Source organism: Bacillus salitolerans, from assembly GCF_042680805.1.
Taxonomy (GTDB): Bacteria; Bacillota; Bacilli; order Bacillales; family SA4; genus Bacillus_CJ; species Bacillus_CJ salitolerans.
This window is the reverse complement of the sequence record NZ_JBHUEM010000046.1, coordinates 70,414-93,825: the sequence shown is the minus strand read 5'-3', so window position 1 is coordinate 93,825 and position 23,412 is coordinate 70,414. Positions and strand designations below refer to the sequence as shown.

22 protein-coding genes and 5 pseudogenes are annotated in these 23,412 nt (G+C 33.1%); 4 read left to right on the top strand and 23 right to left on the bottom strand.

The genetic code is table 11. From position 1 onward, the window contains the following. The first annotated feature begins 129 nt into the window (after positions 1-129). Positions 130-1,250 (top strand): annotated as a pseudogene (locus ACFSCX_RS25740) (IS110 family RNA-guided transposase). A 492-nt stretch (positions 1,251-1,742) separates the two neighbouring features. Here the strand turns inward: ACFSCX_RS25740 and ACFSCX_RS19535 are convergent. The 9 genes and pseudogenes from ACFSCX_RS19535 to ACFSCX_RS19495 form a co-directional block, all read right to left on the bottom strand. After that, positions 1,743-2,342, bottom strand: coding sequence for a GNAT family N-acetyltransferase (locus ACFSCX_RS19535; protein WP_377929927.1), 600 nt, complete (start codon positions 2,340-2,342; stop codon positions 1,743-1,745). Between the two features lie 975 nt (positions 2,343-3,317). After that, positions 3,318-4,448 (bottom strand): DNA polymerase III subunit beta, encoded by a 1,131-nt coding sequence (gene dnaN, locus ACFSCX_RS19530; RefSeq protein WP_377929926.1) that lies wholly within the window; start codon positions 4,446-4,448, stop codon positions 3,318-3,320. Between the two features lie 248 nt (positions 4,449-4,696). Then, positions 4,697-5,128 (bottom strand): hypothetical protein, encoded by a 432-nt coding sequence (locus ACFSCX_RS19525; protein WP_377929925.1) that lies wholly within the window; start codon positions 5,126-5,128, stop codon positions 4,697-4,699. A 271-nt stretch (positions 5,129-5,399) separates the two neighbouring features. Beyond that, positions 5,400-5,780, bottom strand: coding sequence for a hypothetical protein (locus ACFSCX_RS19520; RefSeq protein ID WP_377929924.1), 381 nt, complete (start codon positions 5,778-5,780; stop codon positions 5,400-5,402). 170 nt (positions 5,781-5,950) lie between these two features. Beyond that, positions 5,951-6,088 carry a hypothetical protein gene (locus tag ACFSCX_RS19515; protein WP_377929923.1) on the bottom strand — a complete coding sequence of 46 codons (138 nt, stop codon included), beginning with the start codon at positions 6,086-6,088 and terminating at the stop codon, positions 5,951-5,953. 1 nt (position 6,089) lies between these two features. Next, positions 6,090-6,668: a hypothetical protein gene (locus ACFSCX_RS19510; protein WP_377929922.1), complete on the bottom strand. Its 579-nt coding sequence runs from the start codon at positions 6,666-6,668 to the stop codon at positions 6,090-6,092. Between the two features lie 620 nt (positions 6,669-7,288). Then, complete coding sequence (locus ACFSCX_RS19505; RefSeq protein ID WP_377929921.1) at positions 7,289-7,567, bottom strand: hypothetical protein; 279 nt, start codon at positions 7,565-7,567, stop codon at positions 7,289-7,291. A gap of 373 nt (positions 7,568-7,940) precedes the next feature. Then, entirely contained in the window at positions 7,941-8,477 is a 537-nt protein-coding gene (locus ACFSCX_RS19500) for a pepsin/retropepsin-like aspartic protease family protein (RefSeq protein ID WP_377929920.1), read from the bottom strand. 321 nt (positions 8,478-8,798) lie between these two features. Next, positions 8,799-8,933, bottom strand: a pseudogene (locus ACFSCX_RS19495) (integrase); the annotation flags it as partial. A gap of 3 nt (positions 8,934-8,936) precedes the next feature. Here ACFSCX_RS19495 and ACFSCX_RS19490 point away from each other — a divergent pair. Beyond that, positions 8,937-9,264: pseudogene (locus ACFSCX_RS19490) on the top strand (tyrosine-type recombinase/integrase); the annotation flags it as partial. A gap of 112 nt (positions 9,265-9,376) precedes the next feature. On the opposite strand, the gene ACFSCX_RS19485 reads toward ACFSCX_RS19490, so the two are convergent. From ACFSCX_RS19485 to ACFSCX_RS19465, 5 genes are all read right to left on the bottom strand, one after another. After that, positions 9,377-10,081 (bottom strand): hypothetical protein, encoded by a 705-nt coding sequence (locus ACFSCX_RS19485; protein WP_377929919.1) that lies wholly within the window; start codon positions 10,079-10,081, stop codon positions 9,377-9,379. A 308-nt stretch (positions 10,082-10,389) separates the two neighbouring features. Beyond that, complete coding sequence (locus tag ACFSCX_RS19480) at positions 10,390-11,427, bottom strand: serine hydrolase domain-containing protein (RefSeq protein WP_377929918.1); 1,038 nt, start codon at positions 11,425-11,427, stop codon at positions 10,390-10,392. Between the two features lie 384 nt (positions 11,428-11,811). Next, the gene (locus ACFSCX_RS19475; protein WP_377929916.1) at positions 11,812-12,039 is read right to left on the bottom strand and encodes a DUF2268 domain-containing putative Zn-dependent protease; all 228 of its coding nucleotides are present in this window, start codon (positions 12,037-12,039) and stop codon (positions 11,812-11,814) included. 1,050 nt (positions 12,040-13,089) lie between these two features. Beyond that, a complete protein-coding gene (locus ACFSCX_RS19470) occupies positions 13,090-13,185 on the bottom strand; it encodes a hypothetical protein (protein WP_377929915.1) in 96 nt (31 codons plus the stop codon). A 554-nt stretch (positions 13,186-13,739) separates the two neighbouring features. Then, complete coding sequence (locus tag ACFSCX_RS19465) at positions 13,740-14,609, bottom strand: alpha/beta hydrolase (RefSeq protein WP_377929914.1); 870 nt, start codon at positions 14,607-14,609, stop codon at positions 13,740-13,742. A gap of 473 nt (positions 14,610-15,082) precedes the next feature. Between ACFSCX_RS19465 and ACFSCX_RS19460 the strand changes: the two are divergent. After that, positions 15,083-15,442 (top strand): annotated as a pseudogene (locus ACFSCX_RS19460) (IS110 family transposase); the annotation flags it as partial. Between the two features lie 258 nt (positions 15,443-15,700). On the opposite strand, the gene ACFSCX_RS19455 reads toward ACFSCX_RS19460, so the two are convergent. The 7 genes and pseudogenes from ACFSCX_RS19455 to ACFSCX_RS19425 form a co-directional block, all read right to left on the bottom strand. After that, the gene (locus ACFSCX_RS19455) at positions 15,701-16,288 is read right to left on the bottom strand and encodes a YdcF family protein (protein ID WP_377929913.1); all 588 of its coding nucleotides are present in this window, start codon (positions 16,286-16,288) and stop codon (positions 15,701-15,703) included. A 529-nt stretch (positions 16,289-16,817) separates the two neighbouring features. Then, positions 16,818-18,077: pseudogene (locus ACFSCX_RS19450) on the bottom strand (IS110 family RNA-guided transposase). Between the two features lie 204 nt (positions 18,078-18,281). Next, the gene (locus ACFSCX_RS19445; protein WP_377929911.1) at positions 18,282-18,737 is read right to left on the bottom strand and encodes a hypothetical protein; all 456 of its coding nucleotides are present in this window, start codon (positions 18,735-18,737) and stop codon (positions 18,282-18,284) included. Between the two features lie 96 nt (positions 18,738-18,833). Further along, positions 18,834-19,220: an NUDIX hydrolase gene (locus ACFSCX_RS19440; protein WP_377929910.1), complete on the bottom strand. Its 387-nt coding sequence runs from the start codon at positions 19,218-19,220 to the stop codon at positions 18,834-18,836. A gap of 91 nt (positions 19,221-19,311) precedes the next feature. After that, complete coding sequence (locus tag ACFSCX_RS19435) at positions 19,312-19,830, bottom strand: NUDIX hydrolase (protein WP_377929909.1); 519 nt, start codon at positions 19,828-19,830, stop codon at positions 19,312-19,314. A gap of 532 nt (positions 19,831-20,362) precedes the next feature. Further along, on the bottom strand, positions 20,363-21,016 hold the full coding sequence (locus ACFSCX_RS19430) for a YhfM domain-containing protein (protein ID WP_377929908.1): 654 nt from the start codon (positions 21,014-21,016) through the stop codon (positions 20,363-20,365). A 140-nt stretch (positions 21,017-21,156) separates the two neighbouring features. After that, on the bottom strand, positions 21,157-21,351 hold the full coding sequence (locus ACFSCX_RS19425) for an Imm8 family immunity protein (protein ID WP_377929907.1): 195 nt from the start codon (positions 21,349-21,351) through the stop codon (positions 21,157-21,159). A 397-nt stretch (positions 21,352-21,748) separates the two neighbouring features. Between ACFSCX_RS19425 and ACFSCX_RS19420 the strand changes: the two genes are divergently transcribed. Continuing rightward, positions 21,749-21,925: a hypothetical protein gene (locus ACFSCX_RS19420; RefSeq protein WP_377929906.1), complete on the top strand. Its 177-nt coding sequence runs from the start codon at positions 21,749-21,751 to the stop codon at positions 21,923-21,925. 609 nt (positions 21,926-22,534) lie between these two features. On the opposite strand, the gene ACFSCX_RS19415 is transcribed toward ACFSCX_RS19420, so the two are convergent. Further along, on the bottom strand, positions 22,535-23,101 hold the full coding sequence (locus ACFSCX_RS19415) for a group-specific protein (RefSeq protein ID WP_377929905.1): 567 nt from the start codon (positions 23,099-23,101) through the stop codon (positions 22,535-22,537). A gap of 163 nt (positions 23,102-23,264) precedes the next feature. Next, a partial coding sequence (locus ACFSCX_RS19410; protein ID WP_377930035.1) for a DUF3221 domain-containing protein occupies positions 23,265-23,412 on the bottom strand: 148 nt, incomplete at its 5' end.

The window sequence follows — 23,412 nt, the reverse complement described above, 5'->3', positions numbered from 1 at the left end:
CTCTTTCTTTATAGAACTATTCGTATGAGCTGGATGACACTTAGTTGTCGTATATCGAACGAGGTTGGATATCTATAAAGTAAAAGAGGCCTTATCATTTGGTCAATTATTTATAGGCTGTGCAGCTTCATGTTTTATCTTGGAATTGATATTGGTAAACGTCATCATGAAGCAGGTTTAATAAATGAAAAGGGAGATCCTGTAGGAAAGACAGTACGCTTCGCCAATTCAAAATCAGGCAGTGAAAAACTGCTTGAATATATAAACAAACACAATGTATCACTAGATAATTGTTCTTGTGGTATGGAGGCTACTGGACATTATTGGCTTTCTGTCTTCTATTTTCTACATAATCTTGGATTTAAGATTACTGCATTTAACCCTATGCAGTCAGATGCATTGCGCCATTTTTATATTCGTAAAACAAAAACGGATGTGAAGGATGCTTACCTTATAGCTCAAGTTATTCGGATAGACTCTCCAGACGAAACACCGTTTGTAGAGGATGATCTACTTCAACTTAGACAATTAGAGCGTTTACGTTATGCTTTGGTTGACCAAACTTCAGATATTAAATGGAAAATTATTGCGTTACTAGATCAGGTCTTTCCTGAATATGAGGAGATTTTCTCTGATGTCTTTGGAGTTTCTTCTACTGAAATTCTTCTAAAGTATCCCCTACCAGAAGATTTATTAACTATTGATACTGACCAACTCGCAGCTTTGGTATTTCTAATGGAACAGAAGTGTTTAAAATGCAAATCCACCTATTGTTGGAACAGATAAGTTTGTTTGAAAAACAGCTTACTCAACAAATTGAAAAAGTTATGATTGAACTTTCTAATCGTCAAGAACATTTTCTTACAACTATATCGGGAATAAGTGATGTAACGGCTGCCGTTATATTAGGAGAAATTGGTTCTATTAACCGTTTCGAACGTCCTGGACAATTAGTAGCTTTTGCAGGCCTCGATGCTTCAGTCTATCAATCAGGTGACTTTACTGGATCTAATACTAAGCTCTCTAACCGTGGTTCTCCGTACCTAAGACGAGCTATATGGCAAGCTGCATTTGTTGCTAGTTATCATGACCCCGCACTTTCCCTTTTTTATCAAAAAATGCGTGATCGAGGAAAAGCACATGGTACAGCTGTTGGGGCAATTGCTTGTAAACTAACACACATTATCTTTGCGATATTAAGAGATGGACAACCCTATCAACCTCGTTTGAAAGAAACAGAAAATAACTAGTTATAGCCTATGTTTGTCATTTTTTTAAAGTGACAGGTCTAGGTTTCTTTGCCACTCCTAAAAAGCTCAATAATTATATTTGAAAATATTTTCTTTAGTCGCTTGACCTTTAATAGCTGGTCTTTAGCTTAATACATCCTAAAGGTATCCGCTAATGAACTAAGAAAGACAATTATTGCAGTTAGCCCAAAGAGGAAGAGAAAAACATTAAAAATAATCTTTTGAAGTCTGTCGTTTGGAAACATCGATTTATACCTTTTGTTAACCCAAATTATCACAAAAAACTCAATAATAATCAGAAGAAAGAAAATAATATATAATACTGTATTGCTAGATATTATTATCACCCCATGAATTTCAAATTGGGACTATTTCAATTAAGCTATCCTACACTTTACGCAAAACGGAGAGGCGACTACCCTTGTCCAGCATTAGCCCCGTTAATTTACGTTAAATAATTCACAATCTTATTTTTGAAATATGTAAAAAACATTAGTCAATCTGTTTAGCGAATTCTTTAAATACACTCTTCTTGATTTTTTCCCACTCTTTGTAAATAATGCTAAAGTAAACATCATCTCGACTTTGCCCTGACGAATTAATATAGTTTGCTCTAAATATTCCTTCTTGGGTAGCTCCCAACTTTTTAATTGCATTTTGTGAACGAATGTTTTCTATATCCGCACTAAATTGCACTCTTCTAATATTCATAACTTCAAAGGCATATCTCAATAGTTCATATTTACAAGCAAAATTTAATCCTGTCCCCCTAAATGGTTTACCGTACCAAGTCCATCCGATTTCTAACCGCTTGTTATTGAATTGAATGTTTCCATATCTTGTCGAACCCGCTACTTCATTAGTTCTTTTGTCAACTATTATAAAGGGGTATGAATTTCCCATTTTTCTTTGTTCAGTAGTTTCCGCAACGTACCTTTCCAAATCATCTTCATTTTTACATTCAATTGTGTAATATACTTCTTCATCGTAGATAATTTTTTTTAACTGTTCTATGTAATGTTCTTTAAATGGCACTAACCTCACAATATCATTTTCTAATATTATATTGTTAGAGTAAAAGTGGTTCATCATTCTGTATCTCCTTAATTGAGTAATATTACTATTTAATAATACCAAAAGTTTTTATCTCCTTTTTAAACAATCCTGCCTCCTTACTTCAACAAAGAGTGGTACTAATCCTTATGAATCAATACCACGTCTATTGCACTCTCGCCACCCGTTAGTGAAAATTATATATCTCTATATGCACCATATGAAATTGAAATATTGCACTTTAGCTGCAAATGATTAATAAAAATCCTAATTATGCGATAGAGAACATCCTCTAAATTTTTACCTTTCCAGATTTACTTTAATAAGAATTAAAGCTATAAATACTAATAAGATTATTATAACCACTTCATAAATATCCATATATATTACCTCTTCCTATCCTCTACTATCTTTCACTTTTACACTTCAACAAGAACAGGCATAAAGCCTGCTGGCTTAATGCCTGACGTTTTTAGAATCTGTCTTGTTCAACATATACCCCCGTTACTTGAGGGACAATGACTTAAACATTTTCTTCTTTTTCTCTCTTTAATTTCTCAAATTCTCGCCAATCTATTTCTTTTTTACTTTACGATATTCTCTGCCACATTTTTTACATGCATAGTTACCTGGAATTAAAAACGGAAGCCAACATAAAAAGATCCCGTAGGGTATTAAAATAAGAATAATTACAATAGGAATTTTAAAGGCAAAGAAATTCTTTTTTTCTACCATATCAGATTCACAATTTATGCATAGTTTCAATCGTATCCCTCCAATCACTTACACTATATACTACCATAAAAATCCAAATGCCTTATTATACAAAATTGTCCCTTCTTCAAGATAATTACCCGTTAGAATTCCTGTAGCTGGTTAATTTTCGGATTTGAAAAAAACAGAGCTCCTCAGTAAGATTTTAAGAATAGACACCACTCTAAACTTAAGATCTAAGAAGGAAGCTCTTATATGAAGTTTAAAATGCAAGACAAACAGAATCAACTAATCTCACATCTAATAGGATCTCACTGGAGATATTAGTTGTAATTGTTGTTCATTTCCTTCGGGTATTACCAAAATAGGTCTCATCGAACCATTGAAACATAATTTTACTTCATCTTCTTTAATAGCCTTTAATGCATCCATCATAAAATTCCCATCAAGAGAAATATCTAACTCATCAACCCCAGAAATACCCTTTATGTATTGCACTTCTTCAATTTGTCCCATCTCTGAGGATTTTGAAGAGATTTTTAACCTCGATTTATCTATAATTTGCAAATTAATATTGTTATTTCTCCATTCGCTAGCAAATAAACTAGCTCTATCAATACCTTTTAATAGTTGTGTCGTGTCTAAAGTGATAATTGTGTTTGATTGTTCTGGAATTAAAGCTGATATATTAGGATATACACCTTCAATTAACCTTGAGTATAATGAGATAGTATTAGATTTAAAGACGATATTTGTTTCTGTTGCATATATATCTATTTCAGTTGTACAACTACCAAATAACCTTGAAAATTCAATTAAAGACGAACTAGGTACAATAAAGGAACCATTTAAATTAGATTTAATATTATATTTTTTTAAAGCTAATCTATGTGAATTTGTTGCAACACAAGTAAGTAATTCTTCTTGAAAAGAAAAATTAACCCCAGTAAGAATGGGTTTTGATTCACTTTTGGAAGCAGCAAATACAGTTTGCTTAATAATATCTATTAAATCATCACTTTTAATTTTAAAATTACTACTTAAATTAACTTTAGGCAAAGAAGGATATTCTTCTCCATTAATGCCGTTTAATTTAGTAACTATTTCTTCAGATTGTATAACCACTGATTGATTATCATTTACTTTTAAGTAAATGTCATTAGGTAACTTCTTAATTATTTCACTAAGATACTTTGCAGAAATTACTACACTACCAGTTTTAAGTACCTCTAACATATTCTCGCCATCATTTGATTTAGGAAGAATTCTTTCAATAATAATATCTGAATTGCTACCTATTAGTGTTAAACCATCAGTATCAGCTATTATTTTTATCCCTGTTAATATTGGTAGTGTTGTTCTAGTAGATACAGACTTACTAACTTCTGAAATAGCTTTATTAAAATAATCGTTTTTTATATTAAACTCCATAACTACAAACCCTCTCTTCTATTTTACCTTTCATATCAAAAGCACCGTGTTACGAACATACTTTCTCATTTTACCATATCATCTATATTTAAGGAGAGATTTTACTAAAATATAGTAATTTACTGTTAATACTCATGAAGATAAAATACTGTACCCTTGTTACACTAAACGACCCGATAAAACACAAAATGACCAGCAGCAGCTGATCACTTACTTATTCAAGAATTGCCCCCGATTGTTGAAGAGGGTTATTTCACTTCTATAACGAAATCATAAGATGCATCTCCGTGAGATAAATGTTTATCTTCTTCATCCATCCAGGCTGCTCGGTATGAATAATAATAACCCCCTTTATGTATAGGTGCATTGAAACGATTGTCTTTAAGTTGGACTTCTTTTCTTTCTTCATCGATGTATTGTTCAAAATAAGCTGCGTTTGGCTTTGTCTCATAATCCATGAGCAATGAAATTACCTCCCCAGGTTTCAACCGCTCAGTTGGAGGGGCTTTTACATCAGCGCATTTGTTTTTCCAACAATAAGTTCCTAATTTGGTTATATATTTTTCCTGATCTATTTGCAGATAAACACTTGGAGGATTTGAATCTAGCATTTTACCTATTGAGCAACCTACAATTGTTAGTCTCAAAATAACAGCTAATATAAAAAATATTTTGCTCATTTACTACCTCCCAATAAATAAGACTAATAATTACACATTTGGTAGAATGTTGTTCTACTAATGGGTAGCTAATGTTGAATAATGTCATCGCCTTTGCTTATTCTGTTCAAGAGGCAACCTTTAAGCTAAAATATCTTGATCCAGTCAAAGTTAGTTATCTTACAACCTACAAATCAGACGCTCCTATTTTAAAAAAAGAATAAGCTGCGTCTTCTTTAGTATTGCCATTTTTTCAACATGCCAGAATTTAATTTTCATGGTAGTAAAAAACCTAATTGTTTTTATTGATTATCTCATCAAGGTTTAAACCTGTAATAATATAATATTTATCGGTAACTACGTTTCCTCCGTTACTAAAAACTCCGACTTCAACACCTTTTTTCTTCCCACTAAAAATAATTCTTCCGTCTGGACCTTCTTCAAATATTATTTTTGAAATATTTTTTCTTGAGCCTGAATTGATTGTGTCTATAACAGTGTTTATCACTTCTCTATCAGTAATAACATATGGTCCTTCCTTATCCCAATTTAAATAAATCGTCATCTTAGTAAAGCCTTTCCCTTTTTGGGGGATATTATAAAAGTAATAGCCATACGTTGCTATACCAATCATTATCGTTATAGTGATAAGAAGTATGATTTTTCGCTTCATTACTTTACACCCCTTTTACTTTATGCTGAATAGCATTATAGAAAGATTTTTCGTAATTACGTTGTTGAACTATTCTGCACCAATACTTCAATAAAAGAAGGTACTAATCCTCCTTAGATCAGTACCGACTTATTAAAGATTTGCACCCGTTAACACAATAAAGGCCGTTCTTATTTAAAGATAGACTTTAGTTCATCAGGAACAATGACAACATCTAGTATTTCATATTTCTTATTAGGCGTTAAGTTAAGCAATACCATTTCTCCATTATTAAATTCTAACAGGAAAAATTTTTTAGGTGTTAACATTTTACTCCTTCAACATTTGATTGGCTAGCGTAACTAATACATCTAGCACTTTTTCTTTTTCGAATTCTTTTTCCTTATCGGTATAACTAATACTTATAATAAGCCCTTTATGAACAAAATAGATATTTCCGCCTGCTTTGTGGTCCATATCATAACGTGCTTCTATCCCATTATCTAATGTTATTTTTATACCAGAAGTAGAATAAGTCACTTCGAAATCATGTATCATGATAGTGACGTTTTTATCCATAGGTGCTGATGCTTCTCCCCAAGCCTGTAATTCTATTGAAATATCCTTTTTGTCATCTCTATCGCCCCAATCTTGTATTGCTATTACCTTAAATCCTTCTGTTTCAAAAGGTAATGCTTCAGGCAGATTAACTGTGAAAGGAACGGCATCTAGAGCTACTTCTAGAGAAGGAGCTTTATATAAGGTTGGAATTCCACTCAGTTGTTCCTCCGTTAAATTCCCTTCAATTTCTTCTTTCTCAAGTTTTGAAGTATCTAATAAGTCACTTCTACCCAATTGGCAGCCACTAAGAATTACCATCAAAATAAAGATTATAATTAAGTGTTTCATTAAATCCCCCCTATTTCAGTTACCTAATATACGAGCTTAGACCACACTTGTTTCTTGGTAATTTAAGGTAAATTCTAATTATGCTAAACTGCTCTTTACTTCAACAAAAAAGCCAATCTCCTTCTTGAAGATTAGCACCCGTTAATCAAAAATTATAAATTCAGACGATATCAATCCCTTTCTGTTCGAACATTGTTTTATTACATTGATGACAAAATAATTAAATACATAAAGAACAATAAGCAAACACTCGTTATTACCGTCGTAGTTGATAACATAAACATCCTAACATCTTCTTTATACTTGATTACCCCTTTGAAACCGTAGAAAAAACCTATAAGGACTAATGAACTCCATATTAGTACTACTGTTTGATGTGAGAACATAGTATAGAAATCTATAAAGAATAATAGAAAAGTTATTAGTTGTAAAAAAAGAATGGAAAAAAGTATTTTCATTAAAACACCTCAATTCTTTATAAACCTGCCCTCTAACCTCATTATAAAACAAAAGACCAGCCGTAGCTGATCGCATTTTCTTGTTGCACATTAGCTCCCCTTTAGTCAAAATTGAGTTACATTATATACTTTTTCAATTTACTGTTGTAATCTCTTTTGTTATCATCCAAGAGAAATATCTTTAATTTCTCTAAAAGATACTTCATTTTCTAGGGTATTTTTCATCTTTGTACCACATTTCTCGCTGCATATAGCAAAAATACCATCAGTACCTTGAATTTTGGCCTCTGAATCCCTAGCAGTTACAATCATTGGGACACTCGTATTGCGAGTACGAAGACCAACTTGAATAATTGTACCTTCAGATTCGGAATAATCTATACCTTCTGCAAACTTTACACATAGTCCGAATACTGGATTGTTATCTTTAATTTTTTTCATACACCAGGTACATCTCAACACAAATATCACTTCCACTCTATAAATATCGAAAATATAAAAACTTCATCTGAAAAATCTTGACCTAACTTAATAAAAACAGGTTTTTGCCCTTCTTCCAATTATAAAATGAAACTATAGCACAGCAGATCCTCTCATTTTGTTTATTAAAGAAGTTTCCCCTATAATTTAGTTAAAGTACATCATGATTAAAATAAAAACCGTCAAATTGACGGCAAATATTTTCATAGTAAATGCAGCTTTTGTAACCCATTATAACTCACTACTAATTCAGAGAAGTCAACTATCAGACTTGTTTCCATCCTAAAATCAAGTCCGGTAAATCTGTCGAATCCGTAAATATCTTGTGTTATACCTAGTTGAAGTGGAAATGATTTAAGGCTTGTCCATCTATATAAAAATCAGTGACAATTTGTTGATTACAGACCTCGCCTTTTCCACCAACTCCATACATAGTAGTAGGTACCCCATTGATATAATCCACATTGAGACCTATTTTAGCCAATAAGTCAGTGTCAAAAATACTATCTGAGCACCCAGTGTCCACCAATACATTATCTAGCTGTAATTTTTTACCTTGATATTCAAGAGTCACCTTGTCTAATAGAAGACCATCTTCAACTCTTAACTCCATCTTCGGCCTCGCACGCCAATAAAAAAATTTTTCAATAACTTCTGGCTTTTCTTTGGAGGTATGAAATACATAAAGTTCTTTCTCAGGATTTTCTTTATGTACTCTTTTGTACGCATTCCATGCGTACATGTTATCATCAAAAGTTGAGATGATGGACATTTCTTCGACAGTACGAACGCTGTCTTTTGATGAAGTAGATAATGCTTCAACTAATACTAGTTTATCGGGATATTGCTCACGTACTAAACCCCATTCCATCTTGTTTCCTTAGACAAATTCAAGGGAGAAAATCTACAAATAATTGGGGCTAGCCGAAATTTCTACTTGTATTGCTCTATAATTAAAAGAAGGGTTATTTTAAAAATACACTTTACAGTTTTCTATTCATTTCTTTTGTCAATAATCCTTCTATATATATTTCGGAGGTAGGACAAATGAGGTTATCAGAAGCCTGGCAAAAGCCTATAAAGCTGATAAGAGAATTGAAGGATTTTCACCACAGACATTAAAAGCATATGAATTACGACAAATCAGATAAAACAGTATTTAGCTGAATCAAGTAAAAATCTAAAGCCTTCGCTCGGTTAAAAACTTAGGGATACGTTTCCCCATTTTTGGTTCATTTATTTTTCTTGTTGGGTTTTTTGATAGTTTGCCTTCTTCGTGAGCCCATCTAAAAAGGGATTTTATAGATCTAACTCTATGCGCTAAACTAATAATATCCAATGTGATATTTGGCTCAAAAAATACCTTGATGAAAGGACTGATATGGAATCAGCTATATTTGTTACGGAACGCTTTCCACACAGAATGATCATCGCACAAATGAGATATGTTATTAAGAGAATATCAAACAGGGCTGGTATAAATAAAGAGATTTATCCTCATCAATTGAGGCATAGTTATTGCTACACACCTGTTAAATAATGGTGCACCTATCGATGTCATTCAAAGCCTTCTAGGGCATGAGAAAAGTGAGACTACTCGTATTTATGCTCAACTGAGCGGAAAACTGAGAAAAGAGTTTTATCAAAAATACTTTTAAACGGATGAAACAGCAACGAGTCTTTGACCCGTTGCTTGTTCCATTCTTATCCCGTTCGAATATAGCTGTTGTGCAATAGCCCCCCCCCCCCCGATAGTTAAATAAAAATGACTTAAGGCATTTCATATTTTAAATGGATACTTTTGATAAAACTATTTTCTACCTTGAATATTAAATAATTATAATCATAAGTTAATTCATAAAAGCCGATATTTTCCTTACTAATCCCATCCAGTGAAATTGTTAAATTTGGATAAGCTTGTTTAGCTGCATCTATATGATCGCCAACCTTAATTCCCTTTGGAGTCATATATTCATTACTTACAATATCCATCTTCATAATCCAATAAGAGTCTCCATCTGGTGAAAATAAAACAATTTTTAAACCTTCATAGTTCACTTCTTTTATAAACGTCCCAGAAAATCCATCTCCACTTAATGAAGTGAGCTCCTCTGATAATGGCTCTCCAAGAATATTTACCAAGTTAATTTCTTGCTTCCAATTATGTAAAGGAATAATATCACCTTTAATGATAGAAAAATTATGTTGAACTGCTTCCAATGTGTTAATTTGTTGTTGTAATTCATTTAATTTTTCATTTGTTTTGGCTGCTTCCCATTGTAATCTTTTATATTTCTGATCTAATTCATATAGTGATGTATTCTTTTGACTAACTAGTTCTTTTGCATGTTCTAACTCTTGTTGTAGTTTTGTTGTATCTACTGTTTCAACAGCTGTTTTTGAACATCCACTTATAAGAATAACTAATAATATAAGTAATAAAAAAAACTTAAGTGCTTTATACGCGTTAATCATACAGCCCCCCTCAATAGTAATATATAAGAATATTACCATAATAATCCATATTAAATTCTAAATTTTCTAAAAGAAGTTTTTAAAAAGAAAAGAATCACTTTAAATGGCGAATATAGTCACGATTTAACTGTAAATTAATTGATTTTAACCCTATTTTCCAACTGGATTCTCTTATTACACTATCCGACCCGTTCGTAATATAAGCTATTGTTGTGCAAAAGCTACCCGTTACTTTAAGCGCATCTTTGCACAATCTTTTAGGTATTTAAAAAGAAGAGCCTAAAAAGTTGGGCTCTTCTAATACATCTCTATTTTAAGTCTTTTATTTTTACCAATTCTTCTTCTATTCCACTCATTATTTCAAACGCCCCATCCGACTTATTAGAACAAACAACTACATTAATGGATAAGTCTGGATAATGGGCAGAGTGAAAGCTAACTCCTGGATCATAACCCATTATATGATATTTAAGAATATTGTTTTCTATGGTTTTCTTAATCCAAATACCATAGCCATAATAGCCACTGTCATTTACTTGTGTATGAGTGGATAAAAGTTTATTTGTGTACGTTTCATTTAAAAGTTGATAATTCATAAGTGCTGTCCACAACTTAGACATATCATTAGCAGTTACAAATGCACCACCATCTGAACCACCTTTTACAGGTAATGAATAAATATTTGTTTTCCAAGTTCCATCAGTTTTATCGATATAGCCTAATGCTGTATTTGGCGGTAGAGAATCAAATGCAAAATACCCAGAATTCGTCATATTAGCCTTATTGAAAATGTGTTCTTGAATGTAGTCAGAGAATTCAAGTCCACTTGCCTGTTCAACAATTAACCCTAATAATATGTAACCAGCATTATTGTAGTGAAACGATTCTCCTACTTTTGCTTTCATAGGTTCATCTTGAAACAGTGGTAAGAAATCCTTTAACTTTCTTATGTGATACATAGGATTTGCAACCCAAAGTTCCTCAAAGTCATCCATTTCATCTTCATCGAAATAATCTGGTATTCCAGAAGTATGTGTCAGTAAATGATGGACAGTCACTTTTTCATCAAAGCGTTTTAGTTCAATATCAAGACAATCGGTCAATTTAGAGTCGAAAGAGATTTTCCCCTTTTCAACAAGTTGACAGACCGCTATTGCAGTAAACAATTTACATCCAGATGCAATTCCAAAACGTGTCGCAGAGTTATTTTCTATTTGATCAGAACGATTTGCATAACCAAAGTTTTGTTCTAGCAACACCTTATCTTTGTCTCCAACAAATACTGAACCTGAAAAATCAACCTTGTTTTGAATATCTGTAACCTTCTCTTGTATATTTTTGTTCATAGCTATTCCTCCCGATAATTACTATTATTCATTTATTAACCTGGTTAAATAAAAAGGAATACGCTTGAACAAGTAGATTCTGTCTAACTTTATTCCTATTTATTATTGTTCGATTATCATCATTGGTAAAACCCCCTTTCCAAATCAATCTTTTTGATTATAACAGAATGTTTAGAATACTTACCATGACTCTTTATCTAACCTGCTTCTTTACTCCCACAAGGTACTAATTCTGCTTGTACAGTACCTTTCCTTATTCCATAATCGCACCCGTTAATAAGTACATTTTTTCACAATCTTGCTATTGAAAGTAGAACAAAGGAGACTCCATTAAAAGAAAAGTTTCATCAACAATCACAATCTTTCTATTAACTTCAAATTTTTTTAAATAAATCTCTTTAAATACTCGCCAAATATTTTGTTCATAACTTTGGGGGTGTTTTCTAAATAAATATTAATTTGTTCAATGTTCGATTCGAATTTAGCCTGTTTTTCTGTTAGAACACTTTTGTGTGGACCTAAGAAATCAGTTCCTAGTTCTTTCTCAACAAAGTGTTCTGCCAATCCTTCAAGGATCATTCTGTCTAGTAATGTTTCTTTTTCTTCATTCATTTCTAACGAACTTATTCGCCAGTGATGATGAAATTCATGTGCTTAACAGACTGTAAAGTTTTACGAATGTTTTCTTCTGGAAGAACGATAAAACACATTTTTCCATTCCAATCAGTAAAAGCTGAAACGCCCCCCAGCTTACTGATAGCAAACTCATCTTCAATATCTAATATAATTCTAAATGGATAGTCTTATTGGTAGGGTATTTGTTCTGTAAGTGAACAAGTTCTGTTTTAATGAAGTTCTCAAAATTACAGTTATACATTTTATTAAGTTGTTCTTCTAACACATGTATGTCTCTTTTTATATTTATCATTCCAAAGTACAACAATGTTTCAAGATCATCCTTGGACATATTAAAATTCCTTAAAAAAATTTCATCCCTATCTCTTTGCATTCTTCTAAAATGCATTTTATGAAATTTTTCATATGTAATAATCTAGGAACTATAAAGGATCAATTTCTTTTATCAAATTTCTTCATCCTCCATTTGTAATATTAAGGTAATATTCGACTAACTAATATAAATTCCTTCCTAAACTAATCGACCCTTTAAAAAGAAGGATCAGCCTACAGCTGATCCCATTGCAAGTTGACATATCGACAACTCATTATTCCACTCTTGCCCCGATACTTCAATAAGGGTGGTATTTTTCCTAGCTTCTTTAGTTTTTCAGCCTTTTCAGGAACAAAAAGTTTAAAGTTACTAAATTCATTTTTATCAACCATTAAGGAAATCTCCCAAATACCACTCGACGGAAATGTAATTGGGACATTAACTTGTCCAACTGGTGCATCATTTACTCTCTTTCCAGAATTGCTTTCTAGGGGAATTATCCCTCTACCATCTTCTATTAAGTCAATAAGTCGGGATTGTATTCTCTTACTTCCAATTATTATATACAATTAATAATACTATGTTTCTTCTTGGTAAGTTATCCTGCTCTTTACTGTAAGAAAAAAGCCAATCTCCTTCTTTAAGATTAGCTCCCCGTTAATTTAAGTACACTATTTTACAATGTATGTAACTTAAATCCAATAAATCATTTATTATCTTAAACTGTCTTTCCTTTCGTGCGTTGAAGCATCTAAAGAATTATTTGTCAGAGTATTAACTACCTTTATTGCATAATCACTGCTTACCATAGCATTCCCTCTCATGTGGCCAGTTGCTATTGCTTGAGAAAGGTACGTGCGAATATTTACTCACGTCGGATTAAGACTCTTTTGCTATTCATTTACAATAAATCCAACTTTTCGTAAATCATAGGCTCTTATGATTCCTTCTATTCGTTTTTCTAATGTTTCTATTCCTAAATTTATTAGTGCGTCATCTTTTAAATGGTAGTAATTCAAGTATGGAGATGCTACTTTTAAATCCCCTTAAGCAAGTGACTTCTGTAACAATTTTTCAAGTTCTCTTCGATTTTATTACTTTTAGCATTTACGTAAACGATGGCATACTTAATAAAATTATAACGACAAAACCATATAATATCTTTTACATCATCTTTCACCTCTAAAGCAATCCATAAAAGGTAACTTCGAGTATCTATTCGAGTTTATCTTCATATGTTCCTCTTAAACTAAACTACACCATAACAAATGTTATTTCAAAATAATTAAGAATGCACATAAAAATGAGCTGGGAAAATGTATTTCCAAGCTCATTTTATACCTATCCTATTAGAAATTCATTGTTATAAAAACCTTTTTAAACATTGAATTACAATATCAGGTCTATCTATGTGAATGTCATGGTCACTTCCTTCAGCGACAACTAACTCGCCTTTTTTAGACAGCTGAGATAATTCTATCTGCAACTCACGCCAAACCTCTTCATATAAAACTGCTTCTTCCACAGGTATGTCATGTTCAACAAAAGACTTTACTGATACTTCTATATCTCTGGCGATTACTATTAGTGGAATGTCAGGGAAATCACCCATTTCTAAAATATTTTTGCTACTTATACCCCAGTTTTCAAATTCTTTAGCAATTGTCTTAAAGAATAGGGGATTTGTTATCAATTCCTCATAATCTTTTGCTTCGCTGTAAGGTAAAATATTTTCGTAATGAACAATCATCTTGTTGAATTTCCGATTCAGTTCTTCTTTTGATTTTTTAGAGTTCTCCATATTGTTGTCTACCATCTTATCTATTGAAATTAAGGAATTCATAACAGGTATATCAAGATTGTATAACTTGTTAAAGTTATACGAGGTAGAATCTATAAGGATTAGTCCCTTTATTTTGTTAGCGTACATTTTAGAGAACTGCTGTACACACAATCCTCCAAAAGAATGTCCAATTAGAACAAATTTTTCAGTAATACCAATTCTTTCAATAAGTTCATAAAGTTCCTCAGCAATATTTTTAGTTGTTCGAAGTTCTTTTGAAACTGGACTATTCCCGTATCCAGCCCTGTGGTACATAACAATCGTAAAGTCTTCTTTAATCTCTTGAATAAAAGGATACCAATTATAAAACGAACCACCTATCCCTGTTTCTAAGATAAGAATAGACTTCCCACTACCAACTATCTTATATTCTAACTCTATATCTTTCAAAGAATCCCTCCTTACTAAAGAATGCTGATTTACCTCTGTCACCTTCACAAACTTATTCTTATTTTAACATAAAAATCCAGTTCAGTTGGAAATTATAAAACCAGATGTAAGATAGAAGTCACCCTACCATTTTACGATAAATCAACCTTTTCCTATAACATAGCCTACTATTTATAGAATTGCTTTTTTGTAATATAAGCTGTTGTGTAAAGCCCCCTTTAGCCTCCCATGCATCGCAAGATCGGCGCTGCACCACAGAGAAGGAAAATGTTCTGGATCTGTCATTACTTGTTCTACGGCTGGGAGAGGAAGGTCGATACACTATGGTGCGTTAGAGCCCATCCTTTAGTCTGACTCCTTCATCCACGGTGCACCACTGACTGTTGCTCCCTTGCGGAAGCACTCATAGTAGATTAATCCTGTTCTGGTTGTTGCACCAGCCTCCATAATTTGTCGTAGAAAGGAAGATTACAATGGATGTAATCATTGAACAAGCATGTGGGATGGACGTTCATAAAGATTCTATTACCGCATGTATTCTTACACCAGAAGGAAAGGAGATTCAAACATTTTCGACGAAAACAGTATTTTTGTTGAAACTACTAGACTGGATTAAGGAACACAATTGTACTCATGTTGCTATGGAGAGCACCAGTGTTTACTGGAAACCAATCGTAAATTTACTAGAAAGTGAGGGAATTGAATTTTTTGTAGTAAATGCACAACACATTAAGGCTGTTCCTGGAAGGAAAACGGATGTAAATGATGCTGAGTGGATTGCTAAACTCCTTCGTCATGGGTTAATAAGAGCTAGCTATATACGACGACTCGAAAGCGTAGGATATACCATTTCATTGACAGAAACAGAAACAGATACAGAAGCATCTTGATCCAGTCTCAAGATTTGCTTTCTAATAGACTATGAATCAGGCGCTCTCCTAAAAAAAATGAATAGCTGCGTCTTCTTAAGTATTGCCTTTTTTCCTTCCTTACATAATTTATTTTTTATAGTAGTTGAAGAATCACCCATACTGTTATATCTATTCTTGAATAAAACAGAGACATTTTCATCCTTTTTAATGTAGTAGGGTTCATTGTCTTACTTTATGAAAACGTAAATAAATTATGAACATCTGTATGTATACGTAAACGTAAATGATTCCTACTCCTATGATGAATTCTTTTGGCACTTTAGAATTTTCCAAGGTATGTTCTATTCCTAACCGAAACGCATATGAACTGGCTTTTCGCAAGTGCCAGGGTGAGGTGACTATAACCGCTTTTTTCAATCCTCTCTCGTGCATGATTTCGCGGGATTTTACCAAATTTTCATAAGTGCCCCTTGCTTTCGTTTCTCGTATGATTTGGCTACCATCCACTCCTAACTCCACTAAGGCTCGTGCCATGACATCTGCCTCAACATGATTATTTGTGACAGATGCACCCGAACAAATAACTACTTCAGCAATTCCAGCGTGATAGAGAACTGCTGCTTTATTGACCCGTTCTCGCAAAATTGGAGACATGCTTCCATCCTTTTTTGCGGGATAACCAAGTACAATCATAACATCTCTTTTTAGCCCATGATTATAACCCGCTTTTTTAAAATGCATACGAATAAACATAAACTCCACCATAAAGCACATTAAAATTAAGCATAAAATATACAATCCTATCATTTAACATATCTCCTCTGACATATCTCTCTATCAATCGACAGATAATAAACTTTGTATTGAGTACACCTCGGATTTAATGACAATCATTTTTTCAACTAAACTCCCTCTATATATAAAGGTAAATCTCTCGATTTCTCGTTTTTTCTCATGATTTCATAGTCTTCCATTTTTAATAGACATTGATAACATGGAATAAAGTTGTATTTCAGTTAAATTTTGGAGTTTAGAAGCAAAAAAGACTGTAGCTACCTAAACCACCCCTATCCAAAAAGTGGATAATTAGTTAAAGTATGGTCGCACTGGTGGATGTCTACATTTCTCATGGTGGTCAACCCTCCCATATCTCACAGAGTCTATGCTCCAAAATTCCTTCGTCCAACCTTTCCAGAGGTAGATGTCAGTTATGCTGCCCGACAGGATCTATGTCCGTATTTTAGTTGATTTACTGACTAATCCATGCTTCAAATGTCTATTAATTGTTGAAATACTCTACTTATAAACCATGTTCTTTACGTAGTTACCGAGAAAACTATGCTACCTTTGGCAATTCAGCCATATGAGGAATATCCTTCAACATTCTGTCTTCACTAAACACAAACTGCTTCTTGCCTATTGCAAATAAAACTCGTATCAATTTATTACATAAAGCTATTAGTGACTGCATCTTTTTCAATGAATTGTCAGGTCGTTTTGTATAGTATTCATGCAAGGCTTTAAAAGCAGAATTCTTAGCTACAAGGGGCATAACAACTCTGATTTGTAATTCTTGTTTGCCCCTTATGTTTGCCTGAAGTGTGCTCCATCAAGCTTAATCCTGCAAGTTTAATAATTTGACGAGGGTGTGAATAGTAACGTAGATCTCCAACCTCCGCAAAAGGACGCAGCTATCGTATCTTTTCCTATACCGGTAATCGCTAGCATTTGGTGTACTCCTGGTATTTGTTCTAATAGCTCGTCCCTTTTAACCTCTAGTTGTTCAAACTTTTTAGTAATGAGTTCATACTTATCTAACAACGTGCTTAACTCTAATTTGGCCAAATCTGAACCCTCACGGATTCCAATGGAAACACTGGCTGCCTTCTTTAATTCTTTTATTCTACTTATGCCCACTGCACGTTTCACAGCTTTTCTAATATGAGCTAATAACTCTTGATCAGGGAGTTGAACTAACTCATGTGGTAGTAGATTTAGCTTTAATATTTGAAGAGCTGATAGCCCTTCCCAATCCTTGAAAACTGTTAAGAATCGGAAAATATCGATCAATCCAATTGTGAACCTGTCCTTGTACTGCTTGTAGATCAACGGATAATTGAATTGATCGCGTATTTTTCTAGCGATTCTGAGATCGGCATATATTCCTTCTGGAAGTATTAGGTTCAGCGTATCTTCCGTCTTTCACTAATTGAGCAATGACCTTTGCATCTTTCACATCATTCTTAGTTGGGGAATTATCATCTAATTCCTTTGTCTTCTTGACATGCTTAGGATTGACAACCACAAGCTTAAGATTAGTTTCTTTAAGATAATAAGCTAAATTATGCCAGTAGTGTCCCGTAGGTTCAACACCGATGATTACATTAATCATGTTTTGTTGATCCTGAATCTCTCTAATCCATTCAACAAATGTATCAAAACTAGCTTTCGCATTTTCAAAGTATAGAGGTTTACCAAACTCCATACCTCTGAAGTCTTGAGCACGTGCTACGTGCTTGAATTTCGCAATATCAACACCAATAATTAGTGTTTGAGAAGTAATTTGAGCAATCTTATTATTTTGGTTATAATTCATTATGAAGGCCTCCTGGTATATATAATTTGTCCTTTCGCTGGCCAGCTTCGGACACTATATCATACCAAGAGGTTATTTTTTTGTTCAAATGCCATTTTTAATCATTACAGGAATGCTGCCCAATACTTCAATAAGAACAGGGACTAATCCTGCTAAATTAGTCCCTGGCACTATTAAAAAATTGCCCCCGTTTGTTGAAGAGGGTTATTTCACTTCTATAACGAAATCATAAGATGCATCTCCGTGAGATAAATGTTTATCTTCTTCATCCATCCAGGCTACTCGGTATGAATAATAATAAACCCCTTTATGTATAGGTGCATTGAAACGATTGTCTTTAAGTTGGACTTCTTTTCTTTCTACATCGATGTATTGTGCAAAATAAACCTCGTTTGGCTTTGGCTCATAATCCATGAGCAATGAAATTACCTCCCCAGGAGTAACTACAATAGGTTCCTTTCCTTTTAACCGCTCAGTTGGAGGAGCTTTTACATCAGCGCATTTGTTTTTCCAACAATAAGTTCCTAATTTGGTTAGATATTTTTCCTGATCTATTTGCAGATAAACACTTGGAGGATTTGAATCTAGCATTTCACCTTTTGAGCAACCAACAATTGTTAGTCCCAAGACAACTGCTAATATAAAAAATATTTTGCTCATATACTACCTCCCAATAAATAAGACTATTAATTACACAAAGGTTGCCTCTTGAACAGAATAAACAAAGGCGATGACATTATTCAACATTCGCATCCTTTAGCTTAATAAAGATAGAAGTCTTTCTAAATCTTCAGGATATGCTTGGGGCATATTCTTCAATTCTGGAGCAGACAACCATCTCGTTTCAACAATAGTATTGTCCGGATCATTTATGCCTTCACTCTCACCATTTTTTTCTACAATAAAATAATATGTTTTTACATCTATCCCCTTTATAACAGTCTCTTTAACAAATAATTTCTCAACAATTCTTACGTCATAGCCTGTCTCTTCTTTCATTTCCCTTAGACAACATTGTTCAGGAGTTTCACCCTTCTCCATTCCACCAGAGGGAATAGCCCATTTATCACTACCATTTTCCCTTACCATGAGTATCTCATTTCCATTTATGCAAATTGCAGCTGAGCCGCACCATTCTTTCATAATACAATCCCCTTTTTACTCAACTCGAATTTTATTGGTCATTACTCAACGGAGGGCGGAACGTCGCCCTCATGTTGTTTATTTAATTCTTTTACCTTTGAATAGTTCCACGCTTGTTTCGGCAATCAAATAGTAAGTGGATAAGACTTTCGTAGTATGGGAGAAATTCTTCATTTTTGATCATCGTCAAAATTTCTTCCTTGCTTGCCCATTTAACACTTTGAACCTCTTCATACTGTAAAGTAAGCATATCTAATTGCACATCTTCTTGGATTAAATAAATGTCATCAAATCCATTTTGAAAGTTAATTGTTAAGTGAGGTCGTATATTCTGAAAGTCTACTTTCAAACCAATCTCTTCATACAATTCCCTTTGCGCAGCAGTTTGACTTGTATCCCCAACTGTGGCACTCCCTCCTGCAGTGAGATCCCACAGATTAGGCCAACCCTCTTTGAAGGACTGCCTTTGTTGAATGAGCATTTCCCCGTTTGAATTAAAAATACATACATGAATAACTAAATGGAAATCCCCAGGTTCAAGCTCTATTCCTCGAACCCATGTACGATTGGTTTTACCTCGATTTATATCATACACATCCCATAATTCCAACAGTGTACCTCCACCTTTCAATATCTTCTTAAACAATCCTGCTCACTACTTCAACAAAAAGTGGTACTAATCCTTCATAGATCAGTGCCTCTTCTATTTCATTTCTCGCCCCCGTTTGTTGAATAAGTTGAACTATCTATTAGCCCTAAGAATTCTTTGCAATTCTTGAAATGGAGTAGAATATGAATCCTTATATTTTTGTATATGCTCTCTCAAAGCAGACGAATTCTTTTCAAGTATTGGATGTATTTCAGTGGTTTCCGCAATTCTATATAAGTCGATTAAAAAATAAAGTGTCTCCCAAAATAAAAAATCCTCATCAAATTTAAAATCATATATATAACTTCTGAAATATAGTTAAAAGCACTTTCAGAGGACATATCCTCTGAAAGTGCTTCAAATGCATTACTAAAATACCATTCGTCTACATCAAGTTTATCTTGCCAATTAGCATATATCTCGATTAATTTCTTGTCCGTAATAATCACACCCTTTATTGAACTCTTGTACCCGGTAGTTTAATAAGTAAATGTTATTCTCCTGGTATATACCCAATAACTTTGTTTGTATCAGAATCAACCAATATTATTGGTGTACTTGCTACAACATTTTCTTTATCTTCAAATTGAACAGAGAATACCTCTTTACCATCATAACTCTTATCTAACAACTCATATTCTTCACTAACTATGATTTTAGTGACTGTTGCACTTTTCCACTCTCCCTTGGCACTATCACTCCAACCTTTTTCTTTTAAGAAGTTCCAAGCAGTTTCTCTAATGTTCAAATAATTATATGAGATGATTTCGTTAATTTGATTAACCGAACTAACAGATAAAGAGTAAATAGTATGTGTATCCTCTATATTCATAATGGTTCCAGACTTTTCATCAATCCAAAGGAAATATGTTTCCTCCCCAATTTCAATTTTAAATTCAGGGTCTGCCATATTGATAATACCTAATTGTTTTTCAGCATTTTCTATCGCTTCGTTAATCATTTCAATTGTTTCTGTAGCATTGATAACTAGTGTTTCGGAATTGCTTTCCGTTGAATCAATAGAAATTTTTTCCAATCTTTCGGTGTTAACTTGTGAATTATCTACCTTTACTTCACTATTTTCCTGGCAACCAAATAATCCAAATGATAAAAGAAACAAAGATAAGACCAAACTCATTTTTTTCATAAAAAAATCTCCCTTAACCATCTTCCTTATATAGACGAAATGTGTCCTTTTTCGTTACAAATCTATTGGCTCATTACCTCAATTAAGAAAGCTATTCTCCTTGTTGAAGAATAGCTCCCTATAGTTCAATAAAAAACACCTTATCGAATACCCTCATACTCCCAACTAAAGTGATTTCTTAACCTTATCACTGATTCTTCCCAAGTATCAGCACTACAACCTTTTACCAACTCAGATAGTGAATTATAGATAGTCTTCCAATCATCACCATATTTTACCACGAAACGTTTATTACCTTTATCAATTGGACTATCTTGATTTGCATGGGGAGTCATTATTAAAATCGAAAATAAATTACTAGCTTCATTTTGCTTAGTTCCTATTGATAGGGGGTTAAGAAGAAATTAAACTCTATATCCCCCTCATACCTCAAACTGTGAAGTTCTTCTATTTCTAAAAAACCAGAAGCATCATAGTCCTTTATTTCTAAAAGCATTTTATCACTCCCTTTTTAGAAGAAAATCGTAACTCAGTGCAACTTTTGAAATAACAACTTCTTATTACATTATTGCTCCCTATAGTTGAAGTAGAACCGTTATCCTTGTAGGGATGTACTAAATAGTGCGATAAGAGTTAAATGTAACTACAGATCACTTCATTTGTACTCAGTAAAATCACCTTACAAAGGAATGTGTTATAATTCTAGTAACTTACATAAATGGAGGTACTACGTTGGAGGCATTAGCTATAATCCCGTTTTTATTAATGATTATTCTATACTTAGCAGGTCTTATATTTGCAATTTGGTTTGCTGTTAGCCTTATTAGAGCTCAAAGAGAGCGAAATGTTGTTCTAAAAGATATTTCAAATAAACTTGATTATCTTCAATTCAGTAAGAAGGAAGAGTGATTCTCTTTCTTCGTTTTTTTTTGCCAGAAGCATCTCTACTCTATTTGTAGCTCGTATCCTTATTCTACTCTTGCCCCCGTTAACGCAATGAGCGATTCCCATTTTTACAATCAGCCTAGTTTATTATTCAATTCTTGTTCTTTTTACTATCTTCTCTATCTTTCTCTCTGATTAGTTTTTTAATTATTTCATTTGTTTCTGAATTATCAATGCCACGACGGACAGCTAACTCAATCACGAAAAATAATATAGAAAACCTACAAGAATATAAATAAGGTTATACCCTTATAAAATCCCCATTCATAATTCCCCCTTATTTATGAAACTACTTTATTTTTCAAACTAAACTCAGGTAACAAAAACTGCTAAATAAATCTCCTCAAGAAAATCACACCATTTCTTCTTATTAACTTCCTTGTTATCTTGTGATAGTATTCGATAAAAGAAGCATAATCCTTCATGGATTATGCACTAAATAGATCTGTTATTCAACAAACCTTTCCCGTTTGTTTAATACCTTCAACATAAATAGGCGATAATCCTTCTTGGATCATCGCACCCTTTAACGCAATATGAAACGAGATTCTATATGCTGGTTTAATAATGAAATTATTTGTTCTGATTTTCATTCCATGTTATAACTTCAACATCCTCTACATTAACTTTTCCAAGGCTTAGAATATGTGGGATATAAGGAAATAGTCCAAATCTATTTCCTTTCTCGTTCTCAACTCTATAATATTCTATAGTATCTCTTGGTAATTCTATTAGTTCTTTATACTCGTCAGTATTTAAAATTTTAATCTCACTCATATCAATATCAGCAGATGGGCCGTCATATTTTTCTTTTGAATAAAGATATATAGCAGTTTTATTTGACTGCAGTTTATCTATAGGTACTTTGTAAAACTGTTGTTCCTTTTTAGTTTTTATTCCTAAGTCAGTGATAGCTTTATAAACGTGGTAGGGGTGTATTGGTAAAAAGTGCAATACATCATTCCATAAGCAATCCAATTTAGGTATTTTCTTCTCTAGAAGTTTTGGTCTCTCAGGATGATCAAAGTATTTTTGAATATATCTTTCAAAGAGTTCAGGATATTCATTTTTAAGTTCATTCAATGGATGCAGCTCCGAACCCTTCATATTCTTTGGAACCATGTGGTAAATATAATTCATACTATCTCCCCCATCATAAATATATAACTGAACATTATAAAAACCTCTAAATCTGCTTATCCTACTCCAATAAAAAAGAGTGATCTACTTCTTCAACAAACCTTTCCCGTTAGCAGAATAGTGTCTGCTGTTCAGCACTCTCGCACCAGTTCGTAATAAAATCTTACTCAACGAATGAAATTTTTGAAGCTGATGCTTGCATAGGGTTACTATCCAGTGGTTGACTGCCGTACCAAGTTTTAACCGTGTCACCAATAACTAATTCATTTAGTTTTTTACCTTCAAATACAGTAGCTTCAGTGAATTTTAAA

What these genes read in the sequence shown, in the direction of transcription:
- ACFSCX_RS19425 (WP_377929907.1), bottom strand. Translation starts at nt 21,351, where the DNA reads ATGACTCCCCATGCAAATCAAGATAGTCCAATTGATAAAGGTAATAAA.
- ACFSCX_RS19430 (WP_377929908.1), bottom strand. Translation starts at nt 21,016, where the DNA reads ATGAAAAAAATGAGTTTGGTCTTATCTTTGTTTCTTTTATCATTTGGA.
- dnaN (WP_377929926.1), bottom strand. Translation starts at nt 4,448, where the DNA reads ATGGAGTTTAATATAAAAAACGATTATTTTAATAAAGCTATTTCAGAA.
- ACFSCX_RS19535 (WP_377929927.1), bottom strand. Translation starts at nt 2,342, where the DNA reads ATGATGAACCACTTTTACTCTAACAATATAATATTAGAAAATGATATT.
- ACFSCX_RS19415 (WP_377929905.1), bottom strand. Translation starts at nt 23,101, where the DNA reads ATGAATTATATTTACCACATGGTTCCAAAGAATATGAAGGGTTCGGAG.
- ACFSCX_RS19510 (WP_377929922.1), bottom strand. Translation starts at nt 6,668, where the DNA reads ATGAAACACTTAATTATAATCTTTATTTTGATGGTAATTCTTAGTGGC.
- ACFSCX_RS19525 (WP_377929925.1), bottom strand. Translation starts at nt 5,128, where the DNA reads ATGAGCAAAATATTTTTTATATTAGCTGTTATTTTGAGACTAACAATT.
- ACFSCX_RS19505 (WP_377929921.1), bottom strand. Translation starts at nt 7,567, where the DNA reads ATGAAAAAAATTAAAGATAACAATCCAGTATTCGGACTATGTGTAAAG.
- ACFSCX_RS19445 (WP_377929911.1), bottom strand. Translation starts at nt 18,737, where the DNA reads ATGAGCAAAATATTTTTTATATTAGCAGTTGTCTTGGGACTAACAATT.
- ACFSCX_RS19470 (WP_377929915.1), bottom strand. Translation starts at nt 13,185, where the DNA reads ATGGTAAGCAGTGATTATGCAATAAAGGTAGTTAATACTCTGACAAAT.
- ACFSCX_RS19515 (WP_377929923.1), bottom strand. Translation starts at nt 6,088, where the DNA reads ATGTTAACACCTAAAAAATTTTTCCTGTTAGAATTTAATAATGGAGAA.
- ACFSCX_RS19475 (WP_377929916.1), bottom strand. Translation starts at nt 12,039, where the DNA reads ATGAATGAAGAAAAAGAAACATTACTAGACAGAATGATCCTTGAAGGA.
- ACFSCX_RS19520 (WP_377929924.1), bottom strand. Translation starts at nt 5,780, where the DNA reads ATGAAGCGAAAAATCATACTTCTTATCACTATAACGATAATGATTGGT.
- ACFSCX_RS19440 (WP_377929910.1), bottom strand. Translation starts at nt 19,220, where the DNA reads ATGAAAGAATGGTGCGGCTCAGCTGCAATTTGCATAAATGGAAATGAG.
- ACFSCX_RS19455 (WP_377929913.1), bottom strand. Translation starts at nt 16,288, where the DNA reads ATGATAGGATTGTATATTTTATGCTTAATTTTAATGTGCTTTATGGTG.
- ACFSCX_RS19500 (WP_377929920.1), bottom strand. Translation starts at nt 8,477, where the DNA reads ATGGAATGGGGTTTAGTACGTGAGCAATATCCCGATAAACTAGTATTA.
- ACFSCX_RS19480 (WP_377929918.1), bottom strand. Translation starts at nt 11,427, where the DNA reads ATGAACAAAAATATACAAGAGAAGGTTACAGATATTCAAAACAAGGTT.
- ACFSCX_RS19485 (WP_377929919.1), bottom strand. Translation starts at nt 10,081, where the DNA reads ATGATTAACGCGTATAAAGCACTTAAGTTTTTTTTATTACTTATATTA.